The sequence below is a fragment of the Leptospira noguchii serovar Panama str. CZ214 genome (assembly GCF_000306255.2).
GTDB lineage: Bacteria > Spirochaetota > Leptospiria > Leptospirales > Leptospiraceae > Leptospira > Leptospira noguchii.
This window is the reverse complement of record NZ_AKWY02000034.1, coordinates 479824-501921: the sequence shown is the minus strand read 5'-3', so window position 1 is coordinate 501921 and position 22098 is coordinate 479824. Positions and strand designations below refer to the sequence as shown.

The window sequence follows — 22098 nt, the reverse complement described above, 5'->3', positions numbered from 1 at the left end:
ATGAGCTTCAAAGAAGAAATTCGTTCTCAATTAATTTCTTATTTAAATCCTTCTTATATAGAAGTGGAAGATTTTAGTACACAACACTCAGGTCACACCGGAAATCCGGAAAATAAACCGGAAGGCACTCATATTAAAATTGTATTAGTCTCTTCTAGTTTTTTAGGAAAACCTAAATTAGAACAACATAGAATGGTATATTCCATTCTTAAACCCTGGATGGATAGAGGTTTACACGCAATTATTTTAGAAACGAGTTCTTAAAAGTCTGCTATTCTATCTATAATTTAAGTTCTCCCAAACAAAAGTAAGCTTTCGAATTTTAATCAAAACTACATAATAAAATTTAAATACACAATCAAATAGTTTACACTTCAATCCTGTGAATTCAGGTGTAAAAAAATCGGGGCGTTATCCTTCGTTGCCGGATAACGTCTTAAATTCCAGCTAATCAATTGCATGAAACATAATACAACATGAGTTCGATGTAAGAAATTTGTTTTATAAAACTTGATTTTTCCATAAAAAATAAATGTGGCACTTTCTAAACTCGAACCAGAAAAAATGAATGTTAAAAATCTGTAATGTGACTTAAAATGTGGGAACTAACACAAACACTGATTTTATAGATCAATTCTTAAAATGTGGGAACTAACACAAACACTAGTTTTACAAATCAATTCTTAAAATGTGGGAACTAACACAAAGAAAACTTTCTTTTTCTCTTCTGAAATCTAATCTCTATCCACTAAATTGTAGGAACTCCTATTTTTAAAAAATTCTTTCTCATTCTCTTACGTCGAACTTACGTAAAACGACACTTTGTGATAAGCATTTATGTACTCAATTTAATAGAAATGAGTAATCTTACGCACATAAGATAAGCTCAGAACAAAAAACTAAAAACAGTAGTAGATAAAATCGCCTGACATTTTCTTTGAAAAACAAGCACGAATCAATATTTTAGAGAATTAAGATATGATTGCTATTTCTAGAAAATATCACTTCCATCAGTATAGAACATACAAAATTCGTCTGTATTCTAAATGTATCTTTTATAACCCGTATGATTTGTATTCTTTACAATTTTAAAACATACTTTAGTACAAAAAACCTTTATCAATTTGTCTGAAAAAAGACAATTTTATAAAATAGAACTTAAATCATTTTTAAAATCAATTCTAACAAAACTCAAAAATTTCCATTTTAGATTGGATCGATTTTATTTTTGTAACAAAGAAATCTTGACTAAAATACCGTACAAAACATTTCAATTTGGGATTGTAACAAAAACGGCTTTCTAAATTCTAAAACTAAGATCTTCCTAAAAAAATTAGCCTGGACTGAAGTCTAACAAAGAAAGAACGATGACAATAGATGAAATCAAAAATAAAATAGAATCTGGCCTTCCCGATTCTAAGGTAACGATCCTAGATCCTTATCGAGACGGAGTACATATCAAAGCAGTTGTAATTTACAAAGGATTTGAAGGTAAATCCATTTTAGAACAACATAGAATGGTATATGAAACTCTCAAAGAAGAACTAAAACAAGAAGTACACGCTTTAGCGTTAGAAACGAGGATACAAGAATGAACGATGAATTAAAACAAAAAATAGACGGTTTAATTGGAACAAACAAGGTCTTTTTATTTATGAAAGGAACCCCAGAAGCTCCTATGTGTGGTTTTTCCGCCGGTGTGTCTAACGTATTGAAAAGTTTAGGAATTCAATTTGGATCTTTTAATGTCTTATCAGACGAAACGATGCGCCAAGGAATCAAGGAATATGCAAACTGGCCTACAATCCCACAACTCTATATCAACGGAGAATTTATAGGCGGTCACGATATTATAGTAGAGATGGCTAAAACAGGAGATCTTCAGAAAAAAGTAGGGATCTTAAACGCAGGATGAAATTATATCACTTTCAATCCTGTCCTTACTGCTCCTATGTAAGAGACGAGTTTCAAAAAATGGGACTCGTCCCTGAAAAAGACTATGAACTCATAGAAGCCAGCCGTGGAACTCCCGGAAGAGAAGAAGTAATTCAACTAGGTGGAAAAAGTCAGGTTCCTTTTTTAGTAGATGGAGATATACGTATGTATGAATCCAGAGATATTGTAAAATATGTAAAACTTAAAAAAAATCTTTAAAAACCAAGTAAGTCTAAAATTTTATTTCCTACGTCTCTATTCTTACCTTCATATGGATAATTATGAATGTATAAAACCGGATTGAAATTTAATTCTAAAATTCTATAATCACCCTTTTTTTCCAAATCTCGTAAAATAATATCTACCCCGCATATCTTGGCACTCACTGACCGCGCAGCCTTTACAGCAAGTTCTTTATAATATGAATGTGCAAGATCAGTCACATCCATAGAATCTCCCCCGGTGCTTATGTTAGAATTTTTTCTTAAAAATACTTTTTGATCTTTTGTTGGAATTGAGTCCTTAGTAAAACCGGATTGTTGTAAAACGTCTAACTCAGTGTCGCCTAACTGAATTTTTTCCAAAGGGGTCACATGCCCTACCCCTCTTCTTGGATCTTCGTTTTTAAAAGATACAAGATCTTGGATTGTATTAATTCCATTTCCAATAACGTTAGCCGGAATCCGATTACAAACCGCTACGGTTTCTTCTCCAATCACTAAAAAACGATATTCATTTCCTTCCACAAACTCTTCCACGATGACAGATTCGGAATGATTGAATGCTATTTTGATCGCTTTTTTGGCGTCTTCTTCGGAGGTCTTAGGAGGTAAAATTGATATTCCAATTCCGAAATTTGTGGTTACAGGTTTTACTACCATTTTTCGATCTAAACTCTTTTGCAAAAAAAACAAAGCAGACTCTGGGTCTACAAAACTATCTCCCGCAGGCACTTGAAGGCCATATTCGTACATTATAATTTTTGAAATCGTTTTATTTTCCATCACAAGAAAAGTTATATAAGAATCCAGTACGGTTTTAGAAGCTTCCTTTACGTATTGAACAAGTCCGTTTTGATTTTTCAGTCTTAAAAAATGATTTTTACGATCTAAAATCTCTACTTCTAATCCTCGATTGAGAGCATCTCTCAGTACAATCTGAGTAGAAATTTCCAAATCTTCAAATCCTTCTAGAACAAATTTTTCCGGAGAAAGAAATTCTCCCGGTTTCAATTTCAATGATTGCATAGTTTGACAGTAGGATATTGAGTTTGAATTTCCTGTTTTTCTAATTCTTCTTTTTCCTGAAAAGAACGAATCGTTTCTTTTTCCATTTTCATTAGAGTTCCAGGTGAATATTCTAAATAGGAAAGCGCTCTCTTATTTTCACGAGCAAGCTCAATTCCTTTTTCCCTAAATTCTATATTACGCTTTAGAATTTCTGAAAGTAATTTTCCAGAAGGAGTTTTATCAGAATTTTTCCACTTTTTGATTTGGAAATCGATGGCTTCTTGATATGTACGTCTTCCTGTATGAAGATCTAAAATTTTAGCGTAGTGGCGAAGAGATTCTGAATATTCCGCACCCGCCTCTTGAAAATTTCTCTTGGATCCGTTTACACTAATTTTTAATTCTGGATTCCTTCCTTCCCAAATCACTGAATTTAAATTTTCCTTTAAGACAAAATTCTCTTCCTCAGAAATAGAAGGAGAATCTTTTAACAAAGAATCTAAAAGAATCAATTGAGTAAACGCAAGATTAGATCTGCAAACTCCTACGGGAGAATACGGATCTATATCTAGAGAACGAATTTCTATATACTCAATCCCTCTTTGCAGAAGAGCGTCTAATGGTCTTTCGTCCCCCTTTGGAACCTGCTTTGGACGAATCGGGGAATAAAATTCGTTTTCTATCTGAAGATAATTTGGATTAAGTTGAGCGTCTTTACGTTCTGAAAAAGAAACGTAATTAGGATACGGAGTATGAACCGCGTAACACATACGGTCCACATATTCTTCCAGTGAATTATAATGAATTCCTAATGTATCTTGAACCTTGCTCGTATATCCAATCTCGCTCATCCTAAGTGAAGTTGCATAAGTTGAGTATAACGTAAAACTCTTATGCTTTTCAAACTTCAAATCTCCAGGATTTGGCAAAAAAGTAGAATCGAAAACTGTGGAAGATCCAGTAAGATAAGTTAGAAAATGAACCCTTCTTAAAAAATTCCGAATCACATGTAAATATAAAGAAGAAATCTCTTCTTTTGTAAAATTAGAAATTTCTTTTCCTAAAAATTGCCTGAGAAAAACCTTTGAAAAAGAAAAGTTATAATGAACTCCAGAAATAGTCTGCATCCTTCTTCCATAGCGAAGACCCAATCCGTGACGATAGATCGTTTTCCATCTTCCTGAATGAGAAGTTCCATATTGCCCGAGTGGAATCTCGTTTTCTTCTTCGGGTAAAACAGGCGGCATACTAAAAGGCCAGATGAGTTCGTTTTCCAATTTGCGAATCGTAAATATATGCAAATCTTGTAATTCTCTAATATTTGCTTCTATTTTAGGACGGGGATGAGTCGCGTATTCTAGTTGTGGTTCGGCAAAATCGGTCTTGATATAGTGATTGGTCAAACTAGAACCCAAATGAATTGGATGAGTTGTTCCCGCGAGAGTTCCATCCGGATTGACCCTCATACTTTCTTTTTCTAAACCGTGTTTTGCTTTAACCGCGTGTCTTAGAAGAATTTCTAAAGAAACCTCTTCTATTTTTGATTGAGTGAGTTCTTTTGTTTTCAAAGTCCGCCTGTTGCCCCTTCTCCACGTGGATCACAAGCCCCATAGAGCATTCCATTCTCTCTTTTGACAGAAAATAGTTTCGCAAAGTTCGGAGCAATTCTAAGATCGTGTTTTTTAAAGGAAAGACCGTCGAATACGTTTCTTTCATTGACTGATTTTTCTATAAAAACTGCATCTGGAAAAAATTGATGATGTATCCTTCCCCTAGCTACGGATTCATACAAAGTTAGATTAAAATCTAAATTATAGATCAGAGATTGTAAAACGGCGTTTACGATATAAGAACCTCCAGGCGCACCTGTAACTAAAAAAGGTTCTTTATTTTTAAATACGATCGTAGGAGACATACTGCTCAAAGGAGTTTTTTTAGGGAGTATCGAATTTGCTTCCGCACCAATTAAACCGTATACGTTTGGTTCTCCAGGAGCCCGACTAAAATCGTCCATTGTATCGTTTAACACAATCCCCGTTCCAGGCGCAACTACGGAAGCCCCAAATCTAAAATTGATAGACTGAGTTGTAGAGACCGAGTTTCCTTCTCGATCCATAACGGAAATATGAGTAGTTTGTGGAGATTCTACTCCAAAGTTTAAAGTTTTTAAAAAAGAAGAACTACTAGAAGCAATTTTAGGATCAAAATCTAAAATTTTTTTTTCCGCATATTTTTTTGATAAAAGACGTCCGATCGGAATTTCTGTAAAAGTCGAATCTCCACCAAACACCGCTCTGTCCGCATAACCCCTTCTCATCGCCTCTACAATAAAATGATAATATAACACCGGGTCTCTTTCATACGTTTCTTTTAGAGATTTTGTTTCCACCATAGACAACATAGTCAGTAGATGAATTCCGGAAGAAGGAGGAGGCATCGTATAAATCGTATAATCGTGGTAAGTCGTATGTACTGTTTGTTTTTGGATTACTTTGTAACCGCTCAGATCTTGTAGAGTGACAAGCCCTCCGTTTTTTTTCATCGCGTTTGCAATCGAATTCGCAATTTTGCCGTGATAAAATTCTTTTTCGCCGGTTTCGGAAATGAGCTTGAGAGAATTGCCAAGGTCTTTTTGAACTAGAATACTTTTTAACTCCGGAACTTTTCCTCCCGGAAGAAAAATTTTCTTCATCTCATCGTCCATATCTTTAGACGATTTTTGAATTGCAGACTGAAGATCTGGATACACAGGAAATCCATTCTCAGCGAGTCGGATGGCTGGAGAGATCACAGATTTGAGCGGAAGTTTTCCAAAACGTTTTTGAATTTGCACGAGCCCCGCAACGAACCCCGGAACACCTACTGACCTAAATCCTAAAAGTGAATCTTCTTTCGGTTTTGATTTATACATATCTCGAGAAGACGCGTTAGGTGCTCTTTCTCTAAAATCAAAAGCAATCGGTTCTGGAAATTCTTTTAGATAAAGAATTAGAAAACCTCCTCCTCCCAGACCAGTAGAATGAGGTCTTGTAACAGAAATTGCAAAAGAAGTCGCAGCGACTACGTCAACTACATTTCCGCCTAACGCGCCTACTTCGATCCCAGCCTGTGTCGCCTCAGGAGAATCGGAGGCAATCATTAAATTCTTACTTTCGCTAAAATAATCTGTATGTTTTTTTTGATGGGAAGGAGTTACCAGTAGATCCGTGGAAATTTTTTTTCCTTCTATCAGAAGAAAATTTTCCCTACAAGAGATAAATAAAAGTATCAAAAAGATACGAATTGTAATTTGTTTCATTGGATTTAGTTCTTTCTTCCGGAAGAGAATTCCATTTCAATTTCTTCTTTACCGAAAATCAATTTTGCTTTTCCACCGGATTTGAGAGCACCAAAAAGAATTTCTTCAGAGATCCGTTTCGAAATATGAGTATCAATCCATCTTTGAACGGGTCTTGCGCCAAACTCCGGAGTATAAGCCTTATCTGCGATGTAAACGAGTACATCTTCGTTAAACTCAAGTTCAATTTGTTTAGAATTCAATCTTTCCTGCAAAAGAGCAAGCTGTTTTGCAACTACTTTAGTTACATTTTCTTGATTTAAAGAAGAGAATTCTATAACCGCTGTAAGACGATTTCTGAATTCTGGAGAAAATTGTTTTTCGATCGCTTTCAGACTTCTATCTTCTAAAAGATCGTTTGCAAAACCTACAGGATTTGTAGAACGTTCCCTGGCTCCTGTATTTGTTGTCATTACTAAAATCGCCTGCCGAAAATCGGACTTTCTTCCGTTATTATCCGTCAAAGCCGCGTGATCCATAATTTGTAACAATATATTATAAATATCTTCATGAGCTTTTTCGATTTCGTCTAGAAGCAAAACACAATGAGGATTTCTATAAACTGCATCTGTAAGTTGTCCTCCTTGTTCAAAACCGACATAACCTGGAGGAGAACCGATCAAACGAGAAACTGTATGTTTCTCCATATACTCGCTCATATCAAAACGAATTAGTTCCACTCCTAAGATTTCGGCGAGTTTACGAGTCAGTTCCGTTTTACCTACTCCGGTCGGACCAGCAAATAGAAAAGAACCGACTGGTTTTCCAGGTTCGGAAAGTCCACTTCTAGAAAGTCGAATCGACTGAACAAGTTGGTCAATCGCAGAGTCTTGTCCGTAAATCTTGGCTTTTAATTCTTGGTCTAAATTTTTAAGTTTTTCTCTATCGTCCGCTTTGACAGTGACCGAAGGAACCTTTGCGATCTTGGAAACCAAATCCTCGATTTCTCGAACCGTGACTGTTTTTTTACCACTTTCTCTAAGACGCACCCTGGCGCCAGCCTCGTCTAAAAGATCAATCGCTTTATCCGGAAGTTTACGATCTAAAATATACCTCGCCGACAACTCAGCGGCTTGTTCTACGGCAGAAGAAGAATATTTGACCTTATGAAAATTTTCGTATTTTTCCAAAAGACCCTTTAAAATTTCTATCGTTTCCGAAATAGAAGGTTCTCCTACTTCTACTTTTTGGAATCTTCTGGAAAGTGCATGATCTTTTTCGAATATAGTTTTAAATTCTTTATAAGTAGTGGTTCCGATACAACGAAGTTCTCCGCTGGAAAGAGCGGGTTTTAGCAGATTAGAAGCGTCTAAAGAACCACCAGAAACCGCCCCGGCTCCTATAATCGTATGAATCTCGTCTATAAAAAGAACGTGATCTTCTTGTGCAGTGATCTGAGTGACAACGTTTTTTAGCCTTTCTTCAAATTCTCCCCTAAATTTAGTTCCGGCGAGTAAAAGCCCCATATCTAAAGAATATACTTTCAAATTCTTTAATGGTTCTGGAACTTTTCCGTCCACTACTCTTTGTGCAAGTCCTTCCACAATGGAAGTTTTACCTACTCCAGCTTCTCCTACAAAGATAGGATTGTTTTTTCTTCTTCTACATAAAATATGAATGGTCCGATCGAGTTCGTCTTCTCTTCCCACCATGGGATCTAGTTTTCCTTCTTTTGCTTTTGTGGTTAAATCCACACAAAATACTTGTAAAGGATCGGAGGCTTTTTCTACCTCTTCCCCTGCTATTTCTTTGCCAGAATTTTTTTTAGAATCTTTACGAATCCCGTGAGAAATGTAACGAACGATGTCTAGTCTGGAAATATCTTGAGAACCTAAAAAATAAACCGCGTTGGATTGATCTTCTCTAAATAAAGCGGCAAGAACGTCTCCTCCATCCATCTTCTTATTTCGAGTAGATTGAACATGAAACTCAGCCAATTGAAGAACGTGTTGTACTCCGATTGTATAAATAGGATCTACTTCTCCGGAAGATTCCGGAAAAGATTCCAGTTCACTTTCCAGATAACCGATTAAATTCTTTCTTAATTTTTCTAAATCCGCTCCGCAAGCTTCTAAAACCTCTTTGGCAACAGAATCATAAGTCAGAGCCAGAAGTATATGCTCCAAAGTAATAAATTCGTTTCTTCTTTTTTTGGCTTCTTCCCAAGCATTTCTTAAAGTGCGTTCCATTTCTTCCGTAAGAATCATGACTCCCCCTCTCCTTCTTCCACTTCCATTGTACAATGGAGCGGATATCCATGTTGTTCCGCCAATTGTTGCACCTGCGCCACTTTGGTTCTAGCTACGTCGTGAGAATAAACTCCGCATAACGCCTTACCAGTTATATGAGCTTTCAACATAATCTGTTGACTTTCCGCATGGCTTCTATGAAAGACTACCTGTAAAATCCAAACAACAAACTCCATAGGAGTAAAATCATCATTCAGTATAATAACTCTATATTTAGAAGGTTTCTTTAATTTTATCTTCTCTTTAGTAAGAGTTTGTTCTTCCGTATCAAATCGGAATATATCGCTCATGATTCAAAATCCTTCGGAGCTTCATTTACAAATAAGTCGTCTGTATGAACTTTTTTTAAGGGAGACTGTTCGTTTGTTTCGTAAATCATTTCTTGCATCTGTAATCTTTCTTCTTTTAAGAAACGTTCAATCGCATTTCTGGCACCGCTATGAAAAATTAAATGAGAACTATAAGTAGGCACTGCCGGAAAACCTCGAACGAATTTATGTTCTCCTTGCGCACCCGCTTCAAAAACTTTGATTTTTTTTCGGATTGCATATTCGATCAGTTGATAAAAACAACATTCAAAATGAAGATGAGGATGATATTCTAAACAACCCCAATATCTTCCATAGAGAAAATCTCCTTTTCTAAGATTAAAAGTTCCAGCAATCGCTTTACCATCTCTATAAGCAAGAACAAGTACAATTCTATCTAAAAACGTTTCAAAAGAAGAATCAAAAAATTTACGGTTTAAATAAGCAGATCCCCACTTACGAGAATGTGTATCCGAATAAAAACTCCAAACTGCGTTCATGTCGGATTTTGAAATTTCATTCCCTTCTAAAACCTTAATTTCAAAGCCGTAACTTCTAACGATTTCTCTTTCTCTTTTGATCTGCATTCTTTTTTTAGATTTCATCGCTTGAAGGTAATCGTCAAAGTTTGAATATCCACGATTGATCCAATGATACTGATGAGAAAGTCTGGTTACAAATCCATATTCCGAAAGAACCTCCGATTCTTCCTTTTCCAAAAATAAAAAATGAATTCCGGACAATTTTTGTTTTTCGCAAAAACGAATCAGTTCTGGAATTAGATAAGAACAAACTTCTTTCAACGTTAGACTATCATCGTGCAAAATTCTTTTTCCGTTCGCAGGAGTAAAAGGAATAGCGACCAGGCCCTTGGGGTAATAAGAAAGTCCCGCTTGAGCAAAAAAATGAGCCCACTGAAAATCGAAAATGTATTCTCCATAAGAATCAAATTTTAAAAAGAAAGGAATCATCGCCGAGAAACGATTTTCTTTCCAAAGAACGCAATATTTTTGAATCCAAGAAGTGGATGACCCGATACAACCAGAAACTTCTAAAGAACGTAAAAAATCATATTCTAAAAAAGGACTTTTAGGATCAGAAATACGGTTCCACTCTTCCTTGGAAATCGAAGAAATAGAATCTAAAAATTCTACACCGTTCAAAGAATCAGAATGCATAGTAATCTTTGGACGATAATCGCGGCGCTTTTGTTAGAGATCGAGTGAAAAATGCTTTCGAATCTTTTGAACCGCTCTATGAGTAATAACCTTGATATTGGATTCGGAAAGTCCGGTTTTTTCAGAAACTTCTCGAACACTCATTCCGTCTAGTTTGAGATGAGTGAGGATTTGTTTTTGTCGTTCGTCTAAAACGTTCAGCCATTTTTTTAAAATTTCTCTGGCCTTTTCTGGTTCTTCTTCCTCCACAGGTTCAGGAGAAGCGAAAAATTCTAGATTGTCTGTGGCGAGTACACGATCTACACTTTTCTTTTTCCGCAAATAATCGATCGTTTTGTATCTGGCAATTGCAAAAATCCAAGGCGCAGGGTGACGATCTTCTCGATAAGAATCCCAAGCCTTATAAAGTCCAATTAGAATTTCTTGAATTAAATCTTCTCGATCTTCTTCGTTGCTGATACGAGGATTGAGATATGATCTGAGAATTCCGGTTACGAGTCTAAGAAACTTTTCAAAGGAAACTTGATCTCCTTCGCGTGTTTTACGGATTAGAACGGAACATTCTTCCCAGATTTCTTTTTTAGCTGACATGTAACTAATTACTTAAAACCTTCGAAAAGATAAGAAACTGTACTTGGACAAGTTTAAAAAAAGCTAAAACCGATTCCTTCCAGTCTGGACCAAGAAGAAATTATTGTCCAACCATTCTTGAAAATTGAAAAAATTCTGAAAGATCGCGCAACCGATGTCTCATAAAGAACAAACAACTGAATCCTTAATTCGAAAAATGGCGGAAGAACCTCCCATTCTAAAACACGAATGGAATCGATTTCTCATTTTAGCGCCTATTTTTATAACCGTAATATTACTTTATTTGATTACCTTTCATCCTTTTACAAATCGTTGGATTCATCTTCCGAGTTTGTTTCCAGATTTCTTATGGATTTCTTGTGTTTCGTTCTATTCTCTTTGGATATTGTCTAAGTTGCGTTTCCCAGAAGAATCCTTTTCTAAATCAGTCCATTTTCCACTAATATTTGCGTCTTTTTGGATTTTATATTCCGTATGTATGTTTGGTTGGGACTTGATCGTAGAAGAAAAAATCCAAACACATATCGGAAAATGTTGGATCGTTTTATCAGTTATAAACCTACTTTTTATTGGATATGGAATTTTAATCTTAAGAACGGGTAAACCAGGAAATCCTATTTTAGCTGCGGCAATTCTTTCTATTTTCAGTCTGGCTTTTGCAAATTTCTTTCTCAAATTCTTTTGTATCGATCAGTCTTCATTTCACATTTTATTTTCTCACGTTTTTACAAGTTTGACTTTATTCCTTTTTAGTTTTTTTATATTTAAGAATATTCTAAAATGGTAAATTATTTATAAACTCCCCAATTTCTGCAAATAAGTTGTAGTTCATTTAGAGAAAATTTTATAAAAGTATAACTCTTTAAAAATTTAACGATAAAATCACAATCTGTAAGAGTTCCTACCGATTCATTCTCATTACAAACCTTTAACATTCATTTTTCGTTATTAAAATTCGTAAGAATTCCTACAAATTACGTCTCTTTATCAAATTGATTGACTTGTTTCGTTAAATTAGATTTAGTTTGGAATAAAATTGAATTATTCTATAAGATAACTACCGGAATTCTCAATTTTACTGATACATTCTGAAAGTATGAATTCCTACATTTTTATCTCGTGGATTACTTCATAACTATATAATATAAAGTACCTAATATTTTGTATGAAATCAGTTTTTTATGATAAAATCAACGGTGCTCAATTTTATAGAGATCAGTAGTATAATAGAATTTCCTAACCTTTAAAAGTTTTACTGTGAAATCTTAGCTTGTGGTAGTTCCCGCAGATTAAGTCATATTACGAGCTTTGAACACTCATATTTCGTAATTGAAATCGTACAAGTTCCCACATTTTAAAAATTAAGCCGCAAAAGAACGTATGTTCGTGGAAAAATTCATTTTTTTGAAAAAAATTGAAATCTAAACTTTAAGAATCGATTCTTAAAGTGCGAGAACTATCACAAATTGTAGTTTTACGATAAAACTCTTAAATGTGGGAACTCATACTTTTAAAAAATTCTTTCCCATTTTCCTACTCCAAACTCACGTTAAAACATAAATTCGAAAGAGTTTCCACATTTCACTTTTACAGAAAAATCAGGATTTATAAAACGAATCTTGTATATAAAAATTACATTATATAAAATAAACCTAACTTTCAGAACAAATATTTAAAATTCCCAAGCGGTTCTAAAAACTTCTTTTTCTTCCGCAAATCGAATGAGCTTCCATAAAAAAGGATCTTGTGAAAGTGTGGAACTATCTCCGATACAAAGCAAAAGATCCCTGGCTCTAGTCATACCTACGTTGATCCTTCTGGATTCTTTTAAAAAACCTGAGCGACCTTCCGAATTAGAACGTACAAAACCAAGTAAAATACAACGATTCTCCCTTCCCTGAAACGAATCAATAGTAGAAACGCTGATTTTTGTAAACCCAGCATTCCTCAGTTTTTCAGCAATCAATCTTACTTGTGCACGATAAGGAGAAAGAATCGTAATCTCTTCTTCTGGCCAATTATTTTCTTTTAAAAGTGAACAAAGACGAACCTGCAAATCTGCTTCAAACGGATTGGAAATACTATCGTCTACAATCACTTCTTCACTGTCGGTTCCAGCAGTATCGATCCACTGAAACACATTCAAAAAAGGGAATGTTTTTGGAAAATCAAAAGTTCTTTCTTTTTCTGGACGCCCCGGTTTTAAAAGACCCGAATAAAACTCTTTCGAAGAAAAAGAAACAATCTCATCTTTCATTCTATACTGAGTATCAAGTAAAAAGACACGTTCGTACGATTCTAACCTTTCGATAGCCTTTTCAAAAAGTGTAAATTCAAGAAAACTTTTTTCGGAAAATAAAGTAGGAGGTAATTGTTTGTGATCTCCCGCAAGAATCACACGATCTGATTTCAAAATTGGAATCCAAAAAGCTGGTTCCAGAGCCTGTGAGGATTCGTCTAACACACAAAAGTCGAACGTTCTATTTTCCAAAACTCCTCGGGCAGACGCGACCGGGGTAGAAACAATCACAGAATGGGAAGAAACCAAACTATCTATCAATCCTATTTCCATAGAACGAATTGTTTTTTTAAGTTCCTTTACTTCCATAAAAAGATTCTTTCGTTCTTCTCTTTCTTTTTCTCCAAAGTTCCGTTTAAATTTTTTGGCCTGTTTTGAAATTTCGATTACGTCTTTTTTATATTCGTTTAATAACTTTCCATCCGGATGGTGAAATAGTTTATAATCTAAGGTAGAATGGATTGCGGCTTCACTAACACGAGCCGGATGACCAAGTCTTAAAACTGGAATTCCTTTTGCCGAAATTGATTCCACAAGAAGATCACAAGCAGAATGTGTGGGAGCAGATACTAAGACCTTTTTTTCCTCCGCAACGAGTTGACTCACAATTTCGGTTAACGTTGTTGTTTTTCCAGTACCCGGCGGTCCATGAATCACTGCAACGTCCTGGGAGAGCACACAATGTAATACCGCGTTTTTTTGGGATTCATTCAAAGATGTGTCCATTCGTTCTAAGATCCTAGAACGATCTGAATCTCGAATTGAAATCAAATCTGGTTTTCCATAACCCAAAAGAAGCTCTCGATTTACATACAATCTTGTTCCTTTGGTCACCGATGCAACAACGTCTAACGCATAAAACATCTCTTTATAAGAAGTTTCATCCGGTAAAAGATCCAAAAAACATTTTCCTTCTTCTGCCCATTCTGGAACTTCTTCGATCGAAATTTTAATTTTTTCTTTATGAAGAGAAACTAATATAGCTCTGACCCGATCCTCGTTTTTACCAAGTTGAACCGGAGCCCCGGTTTGAAACTTTGTAGGATATTCTTCTTGATTAGGAAATCGAAAGGTTAAGATCCAACTTCCTTCCCTTCCCAGAGTTTGTTCTTCGTAAACAATAGGATATAAAGTAATTCCTTGTTGGATTCTATCCGAAATCGGACGCGATAACCAGTCTTTTGAAAAAATAGAATCTTCTTCTTTCTTTTCTCTTTCGAGTTCGGTTCTAACAAACTCTAATTCAGAAACAGAATTAGAAAAATTTTTATCTTTCAAAACCGGTCTGGAGAAAGGACTACAATTCTGTAGATCTGAGATTTTAAATCGTCTTTATCAGAAAGTCCTTCCGCAAATCGAATTGCACTGGCAAGAGTTGTGCCTGTGGTTTGACCTGCAAAAATTCCTTCTTTTTGATAGAGATCGGATTGATATAAAAGAGCCTCTTCCCGATCGACGCCTACATATTCGTCTACAATTTTAGGATCAAAGGATTCTGGAAGATAAATCGAACTTTCATTTTGAACCATCTTACGAATGAATCTAGATTTTTGGCTGACTCCCATAATGACTCGAACAGAAGATTTTTTAGACTTTAAAAATCTTCCTACGCCAGAAAGAGTTCCTCCAGATCCGCCGCCTGCAACGAATGCGTCCACGTTACCGCCAAGATCTCTCCAAATTTCAGGACCTGTAAAAAGATAATGAGCATTTGTATTCGCCATATCCTTGTACTCGTTTAAGATGATCGTATTCTTTTCTTTTTCTTTGATTTCCTTGGCTCTTTTTAAAAGAGAGTCATCCCAATTGCCCTTAGCTCCTGGAACCATTTCTACATGTGCCCCAAAAGTTTGTAAGTCTTTGATCTTTTGAGGATCTGTATCACCCGCAACAAGACAACGAAACTTATACTGTCGGATTGTACAAATCCAAGCCAGACTGATCGCAGTTGTATTGTAACCCGGTTGAATTACTTGTCCTGCCGGTTTTAATTCTCCTCTTCTTTCGGAAGAAAGAAGCATAGATAATGCAGTTCTATCTTTTACCGAACCGGTAGGATTGCAGAATTCCGCTTTGAGATAAAATTCTACATTCGGTACATGGGAACCGATTTGATTCAAACGGATGAGAGGAGTATTCCCAATCATCTGTAAAATTGTTTCTTTAACTGGTTTTGCTACACTCAGTTCCCGTCCAAAAGATTTCTGAATGTTATTCAACGCACCAAGGAAACTGTTTCCGAATTCGTCTATCGAACGGGATATTTCATCAAACATATGTTTTTGGTAGAATTATATGGCGTACAACCAAGGTTCAACTTTTTTCTGTTTTATTTCAAACTCTCCAATCTTACTTTCTTGTTTTAGAGTTAGACCTATGTCATCTAACCCGTTATAAAGACAGTATTTACGGAAAGAATCCACTTCGAAATGATACACTTTTCCGGTTGGACCGCTTACGGTTTGTTTGTCCAGATCTACTACTACCTTTGCTCCTACGTTAGTCGAAATAGATTGAAATAACTCTTCTACTTCTTCAGATTTTAAGATGACTGGAAGCATTCCGTTTTTAAAACAGTTGTTGAAAAAAATATCTGCGTAAGAAGGAGCAATAATTGCCCTAAATCCGTAGTCCTCTAAAGCCCAAGGAGCGTGTTCTCTGGAAGAACCACAACCAAAGTTATCTCTAGTAATAAGAATAGAAGCTCCTTTGTATCTTTCCTGATTGAGAGAAAAATCAGGATTGAGTTTAGTACCCGCGTCGTCTAAATATCTCCAGTCGTGAAACAGATGAATTCCAAAACCGGTTCTTTCTATCTTTCGTAAAAATTGTTTTGGAATGATCTGATCCGTATCCACGTTAGGTCTATCAAGTAAGGCCGCAATCCCGTTTAATATAGTAAATGGTTTCATAATATTCTAATTTACCTTTTTATTTCCAGCTTCGAATGTCCACAAAATGACCTTCGATAGCCGCAGCCGCAGCCATTTCCGGCCCTACTAGATGTGTTCTTCCGCCTTTTCCCTGGCGACCTTCAAAGTTTCTGTTAGAAGTAGAAGCACAACGATCTCCGGGCTCTAAAACGTCGTCGTTCATCGCAAGACACATAGAACAACCTGGATTTCTCCATTCAAAACCAGCCGCGGTAAAGATTTTATCTAGACCTTCTTGTTCCGCCTGACGTTTGACTCTTCCTGAACCAGGAACTACAATTGCATGGACCTTAGAAGAAACTTTTTTTCCTTTTACAGTTGCAGCAGCAGCCCTTAAATCTTCGATTCTAGAATTGGTACAAGAGCCGATAAATACTTTATTAACCTGAATGTCTTCTATCTTCTGACCCGATTTGAGGTCCATATATTTAAGTGCAGACTCAATTCCAATTTTTTCCACTGGATCATTTGCATCTTTTGGATCTGGAACCATTCCTTTGATAGAAACAACCTGGCTGGGAGAAGTTCCCCAAGTTACCATAGGAGCAATTTCATCTGCGTGAAGAATTACGGTCTTGTCAAATTTGGCCCCTTCGTCCGTCATATAGTGTTTCCATTTTTTGACAGCAAGATCCCATTCAGCTCCTTTCGGAGAAAAATCTTTCCCTTGAATATAGTTGAACGTAATTTCATCTGGCGCAATTAGACCGGCTCTGGCTCCAGCTTCGATAGACATATTACAAACAGTCATTCTAGCTTCCATACTGAGAGCTTGAATTGCAGAACCTCTATATTCGATCACATAACCAGTTGCACCCGCGGTTCCAATTTTTCCGATAATCGCAAGGATGATGTCTTTTGCCGTGACTTTATCGGAAAGTTTTCCATCGACTCTAATCTCCATAGTTTTCGCTCTTTTTTGAACCAGAGTTTGAGTCGCAAGAACGTGTTCTACTTCGCTGGTTCCGATCCCGAAAGCAAGTGCACCAAACGCACCATGTGTGGAAGTATGAGAATCTCCGCATACAATCGTCATTCCAGGGTGAGTCAACCCCATTTCGGGGGCGATTACGTGAATGATTCCTTGATCTGGGTTTTGAAAATCATAAATGCGAATTCCGTTTTCATCACAGTTCTTTTTTAAAGTCTGCATTTGAATTGCGGAAACAGGATCTGCCAGACTTAAATCACGTGTTCGAGTAGATACGTTATGATCCATTGTGGCAAAAGTGGCCTCCGGACGACGAACCTTTCTACCTGCAAGTTTGAGTCCTTCAAACGCCTGAGGGCTTGTAACTTCATGAATGAGATGACGATCGATATAGATTAGATACGATCCCGCATCCAGTTCTCCTACTAGATGATCTTCCCAGATTTTTTCGAACATTGTCTTCATCGAATTCTAATACTCCCCGAAAAAACTTTTTCGGAATTTTTGTGATTGGTTTCTCGAAATGGAATCCGTCTAAATTCCATCGTTGGAAAATCGGGTCTTTTCGTCTACCCAGATCTATTATAAGTGAAAAGTGTAATTTGTAAGATTGAAAATTCTAACGGGCTCTAAAAACGTAGACAGTTTTTCCAAGACTGATCTCGTCAAAATCGTAAAGAATTCTAGGTCTTAAAATTTTTTTTCCGTTGAGGTAGGTTCCGCCATCGGAAATTAAATCGTATAATACGAAACGGTTTTTGATCTTACGAATTCTTGCGTGTTGTTTATTGACACCAGGATCAGAAACAACTACGTCGGAAAGTTCCCCATTTCCCAAAGTTGTCTCTGCCTTACGAATCGGAACTTGTTTTCCAGGAGATCTGCCTTCTTTTTGAATCAGAGTAGCGAGATCATAAGCTTCCGCTGCTTCAAATTCAAGTTCACTCACAGGCAAAGAACGTGCAACGTGTAAACCTTCTGGGTTCGCATACGGAGAAGAATGAAACTGATCCCCATACATTCTTTGATACACTTCTCTTTCTTCACCTCTTGTCTGAAATCTTCTTTGTTCTTCTCCAGATTCGTCAAAATCTATATTTTCTTTTCGAAATAAAAGCAGAAGTCCAATTAAAGTAAGAACGAGTAAAAAACTGATCGTAGGAAGAAAAACTTCCGGACTGAGTAAAACAAAACGAAGTTGTTTTATAATTCCAGGTTTGTATGTATAAGTAAATTTTCCACCTCTGGAAGATTCCCAATCGACTCGGATAAAATCTACCTCACCTTTCCAAAAATCGTTTTGAAAGGGAGAATCGTATCGAACCTCTGCAGGATATTTATGAAAGTATTCAAAATCCGTTAAGAACTTAGAAACAAAATCAGCAGAATCAATGTCGTAAAATTCTCCACCGTAAATCCGAACAAGCTCTAAGTTAGAGAAATTATGCTTGCCAACCACTTGGATCGGAAGACCGGAAGTAGATAACCCCTGCCTAAGACCCGGAGGCAATTTGTATTCCGAATCTGCGACCAACAAACTCAAATAAGATTCTCTGGTTAAAATCGCATTCAATTTTTGGAATACTAAATCTAAATTCGTCCCAGTATTATAGTTACTGAGAGAACCAGGTACTCTAGCTTTAGAAAGAGCGTTTTGTCTATCCAAATCTTTTTCTACAACAAGAAGATCATCTGAAAAAAAGATAAAACTAAAATGATCTTCTTCTCCGGAAGATTGAATCACTTTTTGTAAAAATCGAGTATTGAAATTATTTTCTTCCAGAGAGGTTCCGGATTGAATTAAAAAAACGGAATGTACAGGACGATTTCCTTCCTTACGAAGAACTTTTGGTCTGAGAACGGTTCTGGTTTCTGAACCTTTGGATTCCCGAATCAGAAAACTTTCTCTTTCCAAAGGAAATTGTTTTTTATCTCGAATGAAAAATTGAACACAAGGATAAGAAGAAGAATCCTTATCTTCCACGATAAAAGGAGACTTCTGCGCCCAAAGCGGAGAAAAAAATAAAATTAACGTTAGTAAAAATGCATACCTCATCATTCGCACTCTACTATCTGAAATCAACTTTCAAAAAGTTTTTTTCCATACTCAGATTTAGCAATCCATTCTCCCCGAATTGGTCTTTTGAGAATTTCAGCCCAATCTCCCTGATAAAGGATACTTATAGTATCGGCTAAAGATCTGGCGATAGAGATTTCATGAGTGATAAAAATGAGAGAAAGTCCTTTTTCTTTTCTGAATTTCATCAAAAGTTTTAGAACTTCTGTTTCACTGATCGAATCCAAGGCTGCAGTTGGTTCGTCCGCGACCACAATTTCTGCCCCAGAATAAACCGCTAAAAGAATCAAAATCCTCTGCCTTTCCCCTCCAGAAAGATGACTCGGAAGAGAATCGAAAGCTTTTTCCGGCTCTAAGATAAAAATGGATTCCAGCAAAGATAGAATTTTCTTTTTTTCTGCGAGTTCTCGATTGTAAAGTGAAAATGCTTCTAAAATCTGAGATCCAGTTTTTCGATATGGATGAAAACCCCAAATCGGATTTTGTGGAACCAACGCGATTTTTTTTCCGCGAACATTCTGCCACTCTCTTTCAGTAAAATACCGAACGTCTTGACCTAACAGAAAAAAACGATCAGACCTCAAAAAGAGTTCTTTTTCAGTCGTTCCCAAAAGACAAGAAGCAAACGTAGATTTACCACTTCCGGATTCTCCTACGATACAATGTAATTCTCCTATATCGAGTGTAAAATCGATTCCCTTAAGAATATGACGGCCGGGTGTGGAAACCTTAAGATTAGATATTTCAATAACAGAAGAACTCACAAAAGAAAGATCATTCCATTTTGAAAAGGTTATATTCCACGATACTACAAATGATATGCCCAATTAAAATATGAGATTCCTGAATTCTAGCGGTTACGTTGCTTGGAACAATTACATCTAAGTCAGAAAAGTTTTTCATTTTTCCGCCGTCTCCACCTAACAACGATATGGTTTTTACGCCTCTCGTTTTTGCTTTTTCCAGCGCCAGTAAAACGTTCTTAGAGTTTCCACTCGTAGAAAGCCCAATCAATAAATCTCCTTTTTTACCAAAAGCTTCTATCTGTCTTGAAAAAATTTCTTCGTAACCGTAGTCGTTAGAACAAGCGGTTAAAACGGCGGAATCAGCAGAAAGAGAAAGTGCAGGTAACGCCTTTCTTTCGTTTCCGGATTTATATCGAACCACCAATTCCGCAGCGATATGAGAAGCGTCGCAAGAAGAACCTCCGTTTCCACAGAGAAAAACTGTGTTCCCAGCTTGTAGAACCTTGGAAACAATTTCACCCGCTTTTATGATGTCTTCTAAAATTGAATCGATACATTTCTGTTTGGTGGCAATGGAATCCCGAATCTGACCTAGGGCAATTTCCTTAATATCCATCTTAGTTGTTTCCTCTTTTTTTTCGAATCTGTTCGATTACTTGAAAAAATTCATTCTTTGCTTTTTCAAAATCTTGAAGAGAAAGATTTTCCGTATAAGGAGAATTCTCTTTTTGATTACCGCTCACGTTTAAAAAATACAATTCGTCCGAAACGATACTCTTCAGTCTTTTTGTAGAATTAGACTGAAAAAATTGTTCGAACTCAGCTCCCATATACACAAGTAAAATACAAAGAATATTAGGTTTCAAACGAATGAAAATCTGTTGTCTCCAAAAAGGTTCCCAATTATAAAAGTCCTTCCAAGTTTCTTGGGAAAAATCTGACTTTTCGTATAAAACCTTGATATCTTCTTCGATTCCTTCTGGTTGAAATCTAGAAAATACACTTTTCAAATCGGAATGTTCGTAGGAAAGAATTCGATTTAGTTCCGCTTCCGGAATAAAAACCACTCCGCTGATTTTATCCGCTTGAATACTTAAAAAATTTCCGGTGCTGATCACGATAGAATATTCTCTTCCCGATTTTTCTTTTCCTTCGAGTCTAAAAAGTTTAGGACCATTCTTTAGAATTTTATAATATTTTGTTTCGTGAATCAATCCGCCATTTTTCTTTCGAGTCACAAAAAAACGATCCGCTTTTTCCCTCAGTTCGGCCAATTCTTTTTTGTAACCAAAACTTTCACGTACTGGAGGATTTTCTTCTTCGAGAGGTCTTTTCTTATTTCTTCTTTGAAAAATGGAGAAGAACTTTGTAAAGAACGACTTAATTACGCCCATAGTCCTTTTTCACGTTAGACGGACGTTCTAAAATTTCTTTTTGCAATTCGTATTGTTTGGCGTCCTTTAAAAAAGTAGAATATGCAGAAGAAACGGCAATCACCCAACCTGGAAAACCGTCTAAAAATCCGAACTTAAAAAAATACGTTTCTATAAATTTAGAAAGCGGTTTGTAGATCGTTCTCAAAATAGAAAATTTTTTTCCTTTTTTTTGTCTCGTAAACGCGACGATCGAAGAGAACTGATTGATCGTATTTACTTGATGGGAAAGATCTCTAAAACTATAATGAATAATATCTCCGTAAATTTTACTTCCTTTGCCTTGAATGCTAATATAATCGTGTGGATTTTCTCCTACCCAAACCGCTTTTCCTTTTTTAAAAATACGATAACGATATTGAGGATACCAACCAGAATGACGGATAAACTTTCCCATGTGATAAGTTAAACGGGAAACTTGAAGACCGTTCAAACTTTCATCGTCTTGTTTTTGTTTAAAGGTAAGAATCGAATTTTTCAGTTCCGCGGAAACTCTTTCGTCTGCGTCCAAAGAAAGAATCCATTCATATTTACAAAGTGCAATTGCGTCGTTTTTTTGTTCGATATGACCTTTAAATCTCTGTTTATAAAATCTGACGGAAGAAAAAGACTTAGAAATCATTTCGGTTTTATCCGTGCTGATTGAATCTAAAATTACAATTTCATCCGCAATTTCTAAACAAGATTCAATACACTCTTTTATATTTTTTTCTTCGTTGTATGTAATGATAGTAACCGAAAGTTTTTTTTCGATCGATTCTTGTAAAGTTCCCTTTTTTTGAGTTTGTTTTTTTTTCTTGGCTGGAATTGATTTTGCCATCGGTTTGATTGATTCCTAGAATCGGTTCTTTT

General features: G+C 36.1%; 21 protein-coding genes and 1 pseudogene. 5 read left to right on the top strand and 17 right to left on the bottom strand.

The window, feature by feature from the left end; genetic code table 11:
- The 4 genes from LEP1GSC059_RS19660 (at nt 1) to LEP1GSC059_RS19640 (ending at nt 2154) form a co-directional block, all read left to right on the top strand.
- The gene (locus LEP1GSC059_RS19660) at nt 1-264 is read left to right on the top strand and encodes a BolA family protein (protein ID WP_002176628.1); all 264 of its coding nucleotides are present in this window, start codon (nt 1-3) and stop codon (nt 262-264) included.
- 1103 nt (nt 265-1367) lie between these two features.
- Nucleotides 1368-1595: a BolA/IbaG family iron-sulfur metabolism protein gene (locus LEP1GSC059_RS19650; RefSeq protein WP_002178416.1), complete on the top strand. Its 228-nt coding sequence runs from the start codon at nt 1368-1370 to the stop codon at nt 1593-1595.
- The gene (grxD, locus tag LEP1GSC059_RS19645; protein ID WP_017214883.1) at nt 1592-1915 is read left to right on the top strand and encodes a Grx4 family monothiol glutaredoxin; all 324 of its coding nucleotides are present in this window, start codon (nt 1592-1594) and stop codon (nt 1913-1915) included. The genes LEP1GSC059_RS19650 and grxD overlap by 4 nt, the downstream gene beginning before the upstream one ends.
- Entirely contained in the window at nt 1912-2154 is a 243-nt protein-coding gene (locus tag LEP1GSC059_RS19640; RefSeq protein ID WP_004431525.1) for a glutathione S-transferase N-terminal domain-containing protein, read from the top strand. The genes grxD and LEP1GSC059_RS19640 overlap by 4 nt, the downstream gene beginning before the upstream one ends.
- Here LEP1GSC059_RS19640 and gshAB read toward each other — a convergent pair.
- The 7 genes from gshAB to LEP1GSC059_RS19605 are packed head-to-tail and all read right to left on the bottom strand — an operon-like array spanning nt 2151 to nt 10827.
- Nucleotides 2151-3182, bottom strand: a complete 1032-nt coding sequence (gene gshAB / locus LEP1GSC059_RS19635; protein ID WP_020981169.1) for a bifunctional glutamate--cysteine ligase GshA/glutathione synthetase GshB — start codon at nt 3180-3182, stop codon at nt 2151-2153. The genes LEP1GSC059_RS19640 and gshAB overlap by 4 nt on opposite strands.
- Nucleotides 3170-4732: a glutamate--cysteine ligase gene (gshA, locus tag LEP1GSC059_RS19630; RefSeq protein ID WP_020981211.1), complete on the bottom strand. Its 1563-nt coding sequence runs from the start codon at nt 4730-4732 to the stop codon at nt 3170-3172. The genes gshAB and gshA overlap by 13 nt, the downstream gene beginning before the upstream one ends.
- Entirely contained in the window at nt 4729-6462 is a 1734-nt protein-coding gene (gene ggt, locus LEP1GSC059_RS19625) for a gamma-glutamyltransferase (protein ID WP_020981178.1), read from the bottom strand. Before ggt ends, gshA begins: the two co-directional genes overlap by 4 nt.
- 5 nt (nt 6463-6467) lie before the next feature.
- Nucleotides 6468-8708 (bottom strand): ATP-dependent Clp protease ATP-binding subunit ClpA, encoded by a 2241-nt coding sequence (clpA, locus tag LEP1GSC059_RS19620; protein ID WP_017214882.1) that lies wholly within the window; start codon nt 8706-8708, stop codon nt 6468-6470.
- Nucleotides 8705-9040, bottom strand: a complete 336-nt coding sequence (gene clpS, locus LEP1GSC059_RS19615; RefSeq protein WP_017214881.1) for an ATP-dependent Clp protease adapter ClpS — start codon at nt 9038-9040, stop codon at nt 8705-8707. Before clpS ends, clpA begins: the two co-directional genes overlap by 4 nt.
- Nucleotides 9037-10236 (bottom strand): GNAT family N-acetyltransferase, encoded by a 1200-nt coding sequence (locus LEP1GSC059_RS19610; protein ID WP_017214880.1) that lies wholly within the window; start codon nt 10234-10236, stop codon nt 9037-9039. The genes clpS and LEP1GSC059_RS19610 overlap by 4 nt, the downstream gene beginning before the upstream one ends.
- Nucleotides 10237-10269: 33 nt before the next feature.
- A complete protein-coding gene (locus tag LEP1GSC059_RS19605) occupies nt 10270-10827 on the bottom strand; it encodes an RNA polymerase sigma factor (RefSeq protein ID WP_002178335.1) in 558 nt (185 codons plus the stop codon).
- 154 nt (nt 10828-10981) lie between these two features.
- On the opposite strand from LEP1GSC059_RS19605, the gene LEP1GSC059_RS19600 reads away from it, so the two are divergent.
- Nucleotides 10982-11614, top strand: coding sequence for an NrsF family protein (locus tag LEP1GSC059_RS19600; protein ID WP_017214879.1), 633 nt, complete (start codon nt 10982-10984; stop codon nt 11612-11614).
- Nucleotides 11615-12499: 885 nt separating this feature from the next.
- Here LEP1GSC059_RS19600 and LEP1GSC059_RS19595 read toward each other — a convergent pair.
- The 10 genes and pseudogenes from LEP1GSC059_RS19595 to LEP1GSC059_RS19555 all read right to left on the bottom strand — a co-directional run bounded on the left by LEP1GSC059_RS19595 (nt 12500) and on the right by LEP1GSC059_RS19555 (nt 22066).
- The gene (locus tag LEP1GSC059_RS19595; protein WP_017214877.1) at nt 12500-14404 is read right to left on the bottom strand and encodes an AAA domain-containing protein; all 1905 of its coding nucleotides are present in this window, start codon (nt 14402-14404) and stop codon (nt 12500-12502) included.
- Nucleotides 14401-15402 carry a PLP-dependent cysteine synthase family protein gene (locus LEP1GSC059_RS19590; protein ID WP_002178346.1) on the bottom strand — a complete coding sequence of 334 codons (1002 nt, stop codon included), beginning with the start codon at nt 15400-15402 and terminating at the stop codon, nt 14401-14403. Before LEP1GSC059_RS19590 ends, LEP1GSC059_RS19595 begins: the two co-directional genes overlap by 4 nt.
- Before the next feature lie 15 nt (nt 15403-15417).
- On the bottom strand, nt 15418-16038 hold the full coding sequence (gene leuD / locus LEP1GSC059_RS19585) for a 3-isopropylmalate dehydratase small subunit (RefSeq protein ID WP_017214876.1): 621 nt from the start codon (nt 16036-16038) through the stop codon (nt 15418-15420).
- Between the two features lie 19 nt (nt 16039-16057).
- Nucleotides 16058-17455, bottom strand: a complete 1398-nt coding sequence (gene leuC, locus LEP1GSC059_RS19580) for a 3-isopropylmalate dehydratase large subunit (protein WP_017214875.1) — start codon at nt 17453-17455, stop codon at nt 16058-16060.
- Nucleotides 17452-17644, bottom strand: a pseudogene (locus LEP1GSC059_RS24935) (hypothetical protein). Before LEP1GSC059_RS24935 ends, leuC begins: the two are co-directional and overlap by 4 nt.
- Complete coding sequence (locus tag LEP1GSC059_RS19575; protein WP_017214874.1) at nt 17610-19046, bottom strand: FHA domain-containing protein; 1437 nt, start codon at nt 19044-19046, stop codon at nt 17610-17612. The pseudogene LEP1GSC059_RS24935 and the gene LEP1GSC059_RS19575 overlap by 35 nt, the downstream one beginning before the upstream one ends.
- A 23-nt stretch (nt 19047-19069) precedes the next feature.
- Nucleotides 19070-19831: an ATP-binding cassette domain-containing protein gene (locus tag LEP1GSC059_RS19570; protein ID WP_002178357.1), complete on the bottom strand. Its 762-nt coding sequence runs from the start codon at nt 19829-19831 to the stop codon at nt 19070-19072.
- Between the two features lie 10 nt (nt 19832-19841).
- A complete protein-coding gene (gene gmhA, locus LEP1GSC059_RS19565; RefSeq protein WP_002178322.1) occupies nt 19842-20429 on the bottom strand; it encodes a D-sedoheptulose 7-phosphate isomerase in 588 nt (195 codons plus the stop codon).
- Nucleotide 20430: 1 nt separating this feature from the next.
- Nucleotides 20431-21207, bottom strand: a complete 777-nt coding sequence (locus tag LEP1GSC059_RS19560) for an LBBP_01157 family protein (RefSeq protein ID WP_002178381.1) — start codon at nt 21205-21207, stop codon at nt 20431-20433.
- Complete coding sequence (locus LEP1GSC059_RS19555) at nt 21194-22066, bottom strand: glycosyltransferase family 2 protein (RefSeq protein ID WP_020981320.1); 873 nt, start codon at nt 22064-22066, stop codon at nt 21194-21196. Before LEP1GSC059_RS19555 ends, LEP1GSC059_RS19560 begins: the two co-directional genes overlap by 14 nt.
- Nucleotides 22067-22098 lie beyond the last annotated feature (32 nt).